General features: G+C 75.2%; 9 protein-coding genes. 6 read left to right on the top strand and 3 right to left on the bottom strand.

The features are described from left to right. The first annotated feature begins 138 nt into the window (after positions 1-138). The 6 genes from DQE82_RS25025 to DQE82_RS25000 all read left to right on the top strand — a co-directional run bounded on the left by DQE82_RS25025 (position 139) and on the right by DQE82_RS25000 (position 6,493). The gene (locus DQE82_RS25025; RefSeq protein WP_113974315.1) at positions 139-1,149 is read left to right on the top strand and encodes a 3-oxoacyl-[acyl-carrier-protein] synthase III C-terminal domain-containing protein; all 1,011 of its coding nucleotides are present in this window, start codon (positions 139-141) and stop codon (positions 1,147-1,149) included. Next, a complete protein-coding gene (locus tag DQE82_RS25020) occupies positions 1,146-1,385 on the top strand; it encodes an acyl carrier protein (protein ID WP_223201113.1) in 240 nt (79 codons plus the stop codon). The genes DQE82_RS25025 and DQE82_RS25020 overlap by 4 nt, the downstream gene beginning before the upstream one ends. Continuing rightward, positions 1,382-2,284: a thiamine pyrophosphate-dependent dehydrogenase E1 component subunit alpha gene (locus tag DQE82_RS25015; RefSeq protein WP_113974313.1), complete on the top strand. Its 903-nt coding sequence runs from the start codon at positions 1,382-1,384 to the stop codon at positions 2,282-2,284. The genes DQE82_RS25020 and DQE82_RS25015 overlap by 4 nt, the downstream gene beginning before the upstream one ends. Beyond that, a complete protein-coding gene (locus DQE82_RS25010; protein ID WP_113974311.1) occupies positions 2,281-4,425 on the top strand; it encodes a 2-oxo acid dehydrogenase subunit E2 in 2,145 nt (714 codons plus the stop codon). The genes DQE82_RS25015 and DQE82_RS25010 overlap by 4 nt, the downstream gene beginning before the upstream one ends. 249 nt (positions 4,426-4,674) lie before the next feature. Continuing rightward, a complete protein-coding gene (locus DQE82_RS25005; RefSeq protein ID WP_043324765.1) occupies positions 4,675-5,898 on the top strand; it encodes a multidrug effflux MFS transporter in 1,224 nt (407 codons plus the stop codon). 46 nt (positions 5,899-5,944) lie between these two features. Beyond that, positions 5,945-6,493 (top strand): adenylate kinase, encoded by a 549-nt coding sequence (locus tag DQE82_RS25000; protein WP_113974309.1) that lies wholly within the window; start codon positions 5,945-5,947, stop codon positions 6,491-6,493. On the opposite strand, the gene DQE82_RS24995 is transcribed toward DQE82_RS25000, so the two are convergent. Genes DQE82_RS24995 through DQE82_RS24985 form a run of 3 tightly spaced genes read right to left on the bottom strand, consistent with a single transcriptional unit; the run spans position 6,494 to position 8,646 of the window. Continuing rightward, on the bottom strand, positions 6,494-7,441 hold the full coding sequence (locus tag DQE82_RS24995) for an acyltransferase domain-containing protein (protein ID WP_113974307.1): 948 nt from the start codon (positions 7,439-7,441) through the stop codon (positions 6,494-6,496). 48 nt (positions 7,442-7,489) lie between these two features. Further along, a complete protein-coding gene (locus DQE82_RS24990) occupies positions 7,490-7,804 on the bottom strand; it encodes a TraR/DksA family transcriptional regulator (RefSeq protein ID WP_030501973.1) in 315 nt (104 codons plus the stop codon). Between the two features lie 2 nt (positions 7,805-7,806). Continuing rightward, the gene (locus DQE82_RS24985; RefSeq protein WP_043324762.1) at positions 7,807-8,646 is read right to left on the bottom strand and encodes a rod shape-determining protein; all 840 of its coding nucleotides are present in this window, start codon (positions 8,644-8,646) and stop codon (positions 7,807-7,809) included. Positions 8,647-8,675 lie beyond the last annotated feature (29 nt).

Here is an 8,675-nt window from a genome sequence, read left to right as displayed (position 1 = left end):
CCCGCCGGCTGGAAAACCGGCCGACCGGAGCAACGCGGAACGCCATACGTGCCAACGGGTTCCGGGCAGGGACGTGAGATGCTCTCGGGGCATGGGGGAATGGTAAGCAGCGGCGGATCTGCGGCGGGACGGTCGAGCATGAGCTTCGGGCTGGTGTCCTTCGGTGAGGCGCTCGGCGACCCGGCGCCCGTCGCCGACGTGGTGGCGCAGTACACCGACGACGTCAACCGCGTCCTCGGCTACGGCTACCGGCGGGTGCACCGCGCCGCGCCGGACGTCGGCCTGACCGACCTCGCCGAGCGGGCCGCCCGCCGCGCCCTGGACGCCGCCACGCTGCCCGCCGCGCGGGTGGACCTGCTGGTGCTCGCCGTCACCGACCTCACCGAACACCTCTACTGGGACGCCGCCGCCGACCTGGCGTACCGGCTCGGCGCGGCCGGCGCCGAAGCGGTGCTGCTCACCCAGGCGTGCACCACCGGCGTGCTCAGCCTTGACACCGTCGCCGGCAAGTTCGCCACCCACCCGGAGTACGACACCGCGCTCGTGATCGCGGCCAACCGGACCTGCGAGGCGTACTGGAACCGGATGGAGACCCAGCCGATGGTGTTCTCCGACGGCGCGGTGGCCACAGTGGCCCGGCGCGGGCACCCCCGGCTGCGCTGGCAGGTCACCGAGGCCGCCACCGACGGCCGCTACGCCGGGTTCTACCGGCTCGACGGCGGTGGCGCCGCGGCGCCGTTCGCACCCGGCGCCGAGCCGCCGGCCGCCCGCGACGTGTGGCACGTGATGGAGTTCTTCGACTACGACCCCGAGCAGTTCGCGCAGTACGCCCGCCACCTCGACGAGCGGATGGTGCGGGTCACCGAACGCGCCTGCGAGCGGGCCGGCGTCACCGTCGCCGACCTGGCGCGGCTGATCCTGGTCGCCGACAACGAACGCGCCATGACGTCGCTCGCCGAGGCCCACAAGGTGCCGCCCGAGCGGACCAACCGGGAACTGGCGGCCGAGTACGGGCATCTCGGCGCGGCGGATCAACTGTTCGGGCTGAGCCGCCTGCTCGACGCCGGTGAGCTGCGCGACGGCGACCGCGTCGCGTTGATCTCGTTGGGCCGGGGCACCCACTGGGCCTGTACGATCATCGAGGTATGAGCATGTCCAGCCGGCTGGTGCGGCTCGTCGCCGACGTGCTGGAACTGCCCGTCGACCAGGTCGACGCGCAGACCGGCCCCGCGACCACCGCCGCGTGGGTGAGCCTGCGTCACCTCCAGATCGTCGTGGCCGTCGAGGACGCGTACCGGATCTCGCTGACGCCCCGGGAGATCCGGACCGTGCGGTCGGTGGGCGACCTGCGCGCGCTGCTCGCCCAGCGGGGCGTGCCGGAGTGAGCGCCGCGCCGGCCCCGCTCGACGACGCCGACCTCGACGCGGGGCTGCTCATCCGCCGCTTCGAGGAGCACCTGCTGCGCCTGTACGCCGACGGTCACCTCGCCGGCACCACGCACGCCTGCCTCGGCCAGGAGTACGTCCCGGTCGCGCTGGCCCCACTGCTGACCGGGGACTTCGTGTTCAGCAACCATCGCGGACACGGGCACTACCTGGCGCACTGCGGCGACCCGGAGGGCCTGCTGGCGGAACTACTCGGCCGCGACGGCGGGGTGTGCCACGGGTACGGCGGCAGCCAGCACCTGCGCCGGGACCGGTTCCTGTCCACCGGCGTGCAGGGGGAGAGCCTGCCCGCCGCTGTCGGCGTGGGACTGCACCTCAACCGCACCGGGCAGGACACGATCGTGGTGGCGTACATCGGCGACGGGACCTGGGGCGAGGGTGCTGTCTACGAGGCGCTGAACATGGCCGCGCTGTGGCGGGTGCCGCTGCTCGTCGTGGTCGAGCACAACCGGATCGCCCAGTCCACCCCGACCACCGCGCAGCTCGCCGGCACCATCGCCGGCCGGGTCGCCGGGTTCGGCATCACCGTCAGCGAGTCCGGCTCGTTCGACCTCACCGAGGTACGCGCCGCCGCCGCGCCGCACGTCGAGCGGGTCCGCGCCACCCGGACGCCGCACGTGCTCGTGCAGCACACGGTCCGGCTCGGCCCGCACAGCAAGGGCGACGACACCCGGCCCGCCGACGAACTCGACCGGCTGCGCCGCCTCGACTGGCTCCAGCGGTACGCCGAGGCGTACCCGGAGCGGTTCGCGGCCGCCGACGCGCGGGCCCGGCAGCGGGTCGCGGAGGTCTCGGCCGAGGTGCTGGCCCGGCCGCTCGCGCGCGGAGCGGCGGCGTGACGCGCGCGGAACGGGTGAGCCGCAACCTCAACCGTGCCCTGCACGCGCTGTTCGCCGCCGACGAGCGGGCCTGGCTGCTGGGAGAGGACGTCGCCGACCCGTACGGCGGGGCGTTCAAGGTGACCCAGGGCCTCTCCACCGCCTACCCCGACCGGGTGCTGTCGACGCCGCTGAGCGAGAACGGCATCACCGGCGTCGCGGGTGGCCTGGCGCTGTGCGGCGACACAGTGATCGTCGAGATCATGTTCGGGGACTTCGCCGGTCTCGCCTTCGACCCGATCCTCAACCTGATCACCAAGTCCGTCGCCATGTACGGCGAGCGCACCCCGATGCGGGTGGTGATCCGCTGCCCGGTCGGCGGCGGGCGCGGCTACGGCGCGACGCACAGCCAGAGCCCGCAGAAGCACTTCATCGGCATCCCGCACCTCGCGCTGTACGAGCTGTCCCCGCTGCACGACGCGGCCGACGTGCTGGCCGCCGCGCTGCGCCGCGACGAACCGGCGATGCTGTTCGAGGACAAGATCCTCTACACCCAGCGGCGGTACGTGGACGGCCGCGTCGACGACCGCCTCGCCTTCGAGTTGCGCGGCGCGGACGGCAACTGGGCCCGCGTCCACGACCCGGACGCCACCGGCGCGCCGACGCTCGTCATCGCGCCGGGCGGGGTCGCCAACCGGGCGATCGCCGCCGCCACGCGGGCCGCCGAGCGGGGACGTACGGTCGAGGTGCTGGTCCCGGCACGGCTCTACCCGGTGGACGTGGACGGCCTGCGCGACCTGCTCGCCGGCGCGCACGGCGTGATCGTCGCCGAGGAGAGCACCGCGGGCGGCACGTGGGGGAGCGAGGTCGCGGCCCGCCTGCACGCCGAGGCGTGGCCGCTGCTGCGCGGCCCGGTCGAGCTGGTCAGCTCCGCCGACCGGGTCATCCCGTCCGCGCCGCACCTGGAACAGGCGGTGCTGCTCGGCACCGACGCGATCCTGGACCGGATCATGCGCCTGCCCGCCGCGCCGGTGGCGACCGGCTACCGGGGCGGACCGGCTGACGCCCCGGCGACTCCGGCCGGCGTGTCTCCGGGCGTGCCCGGCGCGGTTCCGGTTCCGCGCACCGATCCGTCACCCGTCGATCCGCCGCCCTCCGCTCCGACGACGGCGGCGCAGGCGGGCGTCCCGGTGGACGTACCGCGGCTCAACCCCAACGACGACAGCTACGTGCTGCTGGAATGGCTGGTCGCGGACGGCGCCACGGTGGAGGCCGGCGAGCCGGTCGCGGCGGTCGAGACGTCCAAGGCGATCGAGGAACTCGCGGCGACGCGGGCCGGCGTGCTGCGTCAGGACGTGGCAGCCGGCGCCGACTGCGCCCCGGGCGCTCCCATCGGCCGGATTCTGCCCGAGTCGGCCGTGCCCGCCCCGCCAGAGCCGCTGGGCTCGCCCGCTGCGGCGTACCCGGAGCAGGTGGAGGCCGTGGGGACGCGGACGGCGACGCCGGGACGGCCGCTGCCACCGGCGCAGCGCCGCATCGCCGACGTGGTGTCCACCTCGCACCGGGAGATCCCGGTGGCCTTCACCGCCGTGCGCGTCGACGTGACGGCAGCGCTCGCCTATGCCCGCCGCGCCGCCGACGAGACCGGCGCCACGGTCGGCCTGACCGAGGTCGTCATCGCCGCCGTGGCCGCGCTGCACGAGCGGTTCGGTGCCCTCTACGCCCGGCTCACCGGCGACGGGCTGGTGGTCGACGCGGAAGCGCCGTCGATCGGGCTCACCGTGGACGTCGGCACCGGACTGTTCCTGCCGGTGATCCGCGACGCGGCCGGACTGGACCTCGGCGACCTCGCTGACGCCGTGGTCGCGCTGCGGATGAAGGCGCTGCGCGGCCGGCTCCGCGAGGAGGACATGGCCGGCATGAACTTCCTGGTCGCGCTCAACGACACACCCGGCGTCACGGTGTCCCGGCCGATCATCCCGCCCGGCGTCACCTGCGCCCTCTCGGTGCCGGACGTGCACCGCGAGGTCGTGCTCGACGGCGACGGCGGGGTACGCGAGCGGGCGGTGGCGGACCTGGGGCTGGCGTACGACCACCGGCTCGTGAACGGGGCGCAGGCCGGGGCGTACCTGGCTGCGCTCGGCGAGGTGCTGCAACGCTGACCGGCACCCCGGATCGGCCGCCGTGCGGTCGTCGCAGCCGCCTCGTCCCCGTCCGGCGCCGGCAGCGGCGTGCCGCACCGGTGGGCAGGCGCGTGACCTGCGTTACCTCTCGCCGAGACGGGAATGTGATCACGGGGGGCGCATTTGACTCACTGTGTGAGTGCCGCACCCTCCCGCGCCCGGTCGCACGACCGGGCCGGTACGCCCCAGACGACCGATGCCACCCCGACGCCCACCTCGGGTGACCTGATGAGCCGCAGCCAGCGCCTGAGGCTCGTGCTCGTCCTCGGCTCGCTGATCGCTGTGGGTCCGCTGACCATCGACATGTACCTGCCCGCGCTGCCCGCGATCGTGGCGGACTTCGCGACCACGTCCGCGGCGGTGCAGTTGACGCTCACCGGGACGCTCGCCGGGCTCGCCGTCGGCCAGTTGCTGATCGGGCCGCTGTCGGACGCGGTCGGGCGGCGCCGCCCGCTGATCGCCGGTCTGCTGCTGCACATCGTGGCCTCGGCGCTGTGCGTGGTCGCCCCGAACGTCGCCGTCCTGGGCGTCCTGCGGGTCGTGCAGGGCCTCGGCGTCGCCGCGACCGCAGTGGTCGCGATGGCGGTGGTGCGCGACCTGTTCAGCGGGTCGGCGTTCGCCACCATGCTGTCCCGGCTGCTGCTGGTGATGGGCGCGGCGCCGGTCCTCGCCCCGACGCTCGGCGGTGGTGTGCTGCGGTGGACGGACTGGCGTGGCGTGTTCGTGGTCCTGGCCGTCTTCGGGGTGCTGCTCGTCGTGCTGGCCACGCTCGCGCTGCCGGAGACGCTGCCGCCCGCGCGCCGGCAGCGCGGCGGAGTGGTGGCGACAGTGATGAACTACGGCGGGCTGCTGCGCGACCGCGTCTTCGTCGGCCTGGTCCTGGTGGCCGGCCTGGCCATGGCGGCGCTGTTCGCGTACGTGGCCGGCTCGTCGTTCGTCCTCCAGGACGGGTACGGCCTCAACGAGCAGGAGTTCGGGCTGGCGTTCGGGGCGGGCGCGGTGGGCCTGATCGGCGCGACCCAGTACAACGTGCGGCTGCTGCGCCGCTACTCCTCCCAGTGGATCCTGGTGGCCTCGCTGGCGGGGGGCACGGTGGCCGGGCTGGCGCTGCTGGTGTTCGCCGCGACCGGCTTCGGCGGGCTGCCCGCGCTGCTGGTGTCGCTGTGGTTGGTGCTGGCGGCGGCGGGTCTGGCCATGCCGAACGCCCCGGCGCTGGCCCTGTCCCGCCACGGCGAGGCGGCCGGCACCGCGTCCGCCCTGCTGGGCGCGGTGCAGTTCGGCGTGGGCGCGGTGGCGGCGCCGCTGGTGGGCGTGCTCGGCACCGGCGCGGTGGCGATGGCGCTGGTGGTGGCCGGCGGGATGGTGGCGGCGCTGGCGGTGCTGCTGGTCGTGGTGCGGCCGTCGCAGCTCGCCGGCCTGGAGGCGGATCCGGCGGTCGCGGTCGCGCACTGACGGACCGTCCGGCGCGCGGGGTGCGGGCAGCGCCTACGCTGCTGCCATGACCGCCCCGGCCCGCATCCTGGTCGAGGGGATCCACGGGTCCGGCAAGTCGACGCTGGCCGCGCGGCTGGCGCAGCGCTACCGCCTGCCCTGGTATCCGGTGGACGACCTGCTCTGGGAGCCGGGCTGGGTGGAGGTGCCGGTCGCCGAGCAGCGACGGCGGATCGCGGAGATCTGCCGACGTGACCGCTGGATCCTCGACGGCGCCTACCACGGCTGGCGGGACGTGGTGCTCGGCCGCGCCGACCTGGTGATCGGCCTGGACTACCCGCGCGGGGTCTCGTTCCGGCGGCTGCTGCGGCGTACGCGGCAGCGGCTGGCCAGCGGCGAGGAGATCTGCAACGGCAACCGGGAGTCGTGGGGGAGCGTGCTGTCCCTCGACTCGGTGCTGGTGTGGCACGTGACCGGGTTCGGCCGGGCGCGCCGGCGCCTGCGGGCCTGGGCGGCCGACCCGGCCGGACCGCCGGTGCTGCTGTTCACCGACCCGGCGGCCCTCGACGACTGGCTGGCGCGCGGCAGCCGGGTGCCGGACCGGCGCGGGACGTGACTACATCGGAAAACGGCCGCGACGCCACTGCCAGTGGCGGCCGGCCCGCAGGTGGTCGATGACCGCGCGCTGGAGGACGGTGCGGCGGGGCAGCCGGTCCAGCGGCGTGTTCAGGCTGCGGAAGACGAAGCGCAGCACCTCGACGTCGCCGTCCAGCCCGTCCATCTGCTGGTAGGGCTCCAGCGTGAACCGCCGCTGGAACCGGACGATGTTGGAGTCCGCCGGCAGGTATTCGCTCAGTTGTGGGTCGAGCAGCCAGGAGCCGCAGGAGAAGGCGGTGTAGCTCTCGTCGGGGAAGTGGCGCGGGAAGAACGCCCGGGCGCGCTCCAGCGACGCGTCGACCGCCGCCGGGGTCAGCGGCCCCGAGTCGGGGATGTGCAGGTCGAGGGCGCCGGTGTCGCCGCGCTGGTGCTGCAGGCGGCCCAGCTCGTAGAGGCCGCCGCGCGCGTGCAGCGTCAGCCATGCCTGCATGACCGGCCAGCCCTCACCGTGCATCCGCCGGTCGACGGCGAGGTTGTTGCCCAGGTCGGCGAGCGTCGCCCAGGAAACCTCGTCGGGCACGCCGTGGTCGGCGTGGTACGCCCGGACGACGTCGACCAGTGCCAGGTACGCGTAGGCGTAGAGGTGCCGCCAGGCCGGTCCCCGGTCGCGGGGCAGCGCCGGGCCCGGCGGCAGCCACGCGAAGCCGCCGAGGTCGGCCCGGACCAGGGCGATCGAGCGGTCGAGCAGCCAGCGCAGCTCCGGCGTCCACAGTGGGGACTCCGGGTCCGGCCAGCCCGCCATGATCTCGGCGGCGTCGTCGGGGCGCACCGCGAGCCGCCGCAGCAGCGCGGGCGCGTCCGCCCGGGCGGGCGGCGGCGCGGAAGGCCGGTCGCCGGCGAGCCGGCGCACCCGGTCGATCTCCTCGGCGGGCACGCCGAGCCGGCCGGCGACGTCGTCCACGTCCATGGGGACGACGCTACCGGCCGGCGCGCGCGCCGACAGCCCCGTGCGGCGTCAGCGCCGTTGCTGGCACGGCACGCAGAAGCGGGCCGCGGGGCGGATCTCCAGGCGGGCGGTCGGGATGTCCTGGCCACAGCGCTCGCAGACGCCGTACGTGCCGTCGGACATGCGCTTGAGCGCCTGGGCGGTGTCCGCGACGCCCTGGCGCGCGGCCTCGATCAGCCGGCGCAGGGTGTCCGGGTCGTGACCGCCGTGGTCGGGCTGCCGCGTGTGCAGCGTCAGCTCGGTGAGCTGGTCGGTGTACTCGTTGAACTGCCGGTCCAGCAGTTCCCGCAGGGTGTCCGTGCGGTCGTTCAGGGCGTGCGTCATGATCAGGCGCTCCTTTCCGGGCGGCGCTGGGTGTCGTGCGGGTGGCGCAGGGCCGAGACAGCGGCCATGCCGGCGCCGGTCAGGGCGGCGGTCCGGGGTGAGGCCGCGCGGTGGACGGCGGCGCCGAGCCTCGCGACCAGGCGCGCGGTCACGTCCGGCCGGGTCGCGCCGTCGCCGATGACGATCGCGCCGCGGGCCAGGGCGGTGCGGACCAGGGGCCGCAGCGCCGGGTCCTGCCGCAGCTCACGGACCAGCCGGGCGGCGGCGTCGGCGAGCATGCCGGCGGTCGTCGCGTGGTTCAGGTCGCGGGTGCCGACCTCGGCGCGGCGGGCGGCGACGACCCGGCCGTCCTCCAGCAGCGCCACCTCGGTGAGCTGCGCGCCGATGTCGGCGAGCAGCAGGGTGCCGGCGGCGGCGCCGGCGCCGATGGCGCCCGCCCGGACGCTGTCGAGGAACAGCAGCCGGGACGGCGCGAGGACGGCGGCGAGCACGCGGCGCGTCGCCTCCTGCTCGGCCGGCGCGGCCAGCACCGGCCGGCAGGCGACCACGAGCGCGCCGACCGGCACCGACGCGCGGTGGTCACGCAGGATGCGTCGCAGCTCGGTGACGCAGGCCGGACCGTCCACGATCCGTCCGCGCCGCACGACCGGGCTGCGCAGGCCGTGACCGAGCGGGACGCTCAGCGTCCGGCCCGGACCCAGCCAGATCCGCAGCAGGCTGCTGCCGAGGTCCACGGCGATCGGCGCCGCGTCGGCGCCCACCGGCGGGCGGGTGGTGTGGGAGCGGCCGATCAGCAGACCGGTACGCGCCGGAGAACGGACGACGGTGACGGGATGCGGCATACCGACCTCTTTCGGATCAGGTGCCCAAC

The organism is Micromonospora sp. LHW51205 (assembly GCF_003315815.1).
Classification (GTDB): domain Bacteria; phylum Actinomycetota; class Actinomycetes; order Mycobacteriales; family Micromonosporaceae; genus Micromonospora; species Micromonospora chalcea.
This window is presented reverse-complemented; position numbering and strand designations above follow the sequence as displayed.

Coding starts and splice junctions, on each gene's coding strand:
- DQE82_RS24990 (WP_030501973.1), bottom strand. CDS start 7,804: ATGACGCACGCCCTGAACGACCGCACGGACACCCTGCGGGAACTGCTG.
- DQE82_RS25005 (WP_043324765.1), top strand. CDS start 4,675: ATGAGCCGCAGCCAGCGCCTGAGGCTCGTGCTCGTCCTCGGCTCGCTG.
- DQE82_RS25020 (WP_223201113.1), top strand. CDS start 1,146: ATGAGCATGTCCAGCCGGCTGGTGCGGCTCGTCGCCGACGTGCTGGAA.
- DQE82_RS25000 (WP_113974309.1), top strand. CDS start 5,945: ATGACCGCCCCGGCCCGCATCCTGGTCGAGGGGATCCACGGGTCCGGC.
- DQE82_RS24985 (WP_043324762.1), bottom strand. CDS start 8,646: ATGCCGCATCCCGTCACCGTCGTCCGTTCTCCGGCGCGTACCGGTCTG.
- DQE82_RS24995 (WP_113974307.1), bottom strand. CDS start 7,441: ATGGACGTGGACGACGTCGCCGGCCGGCTCGGCGTGCCCGCCGAGGAG.
- DQE82_RS25025 (WP_113974315.1), top strand. CDS start 139: ATGAGCTTCGGGCTGGTGTCCTTCGGTGAGGCGCTCGGCGACCCGGCG.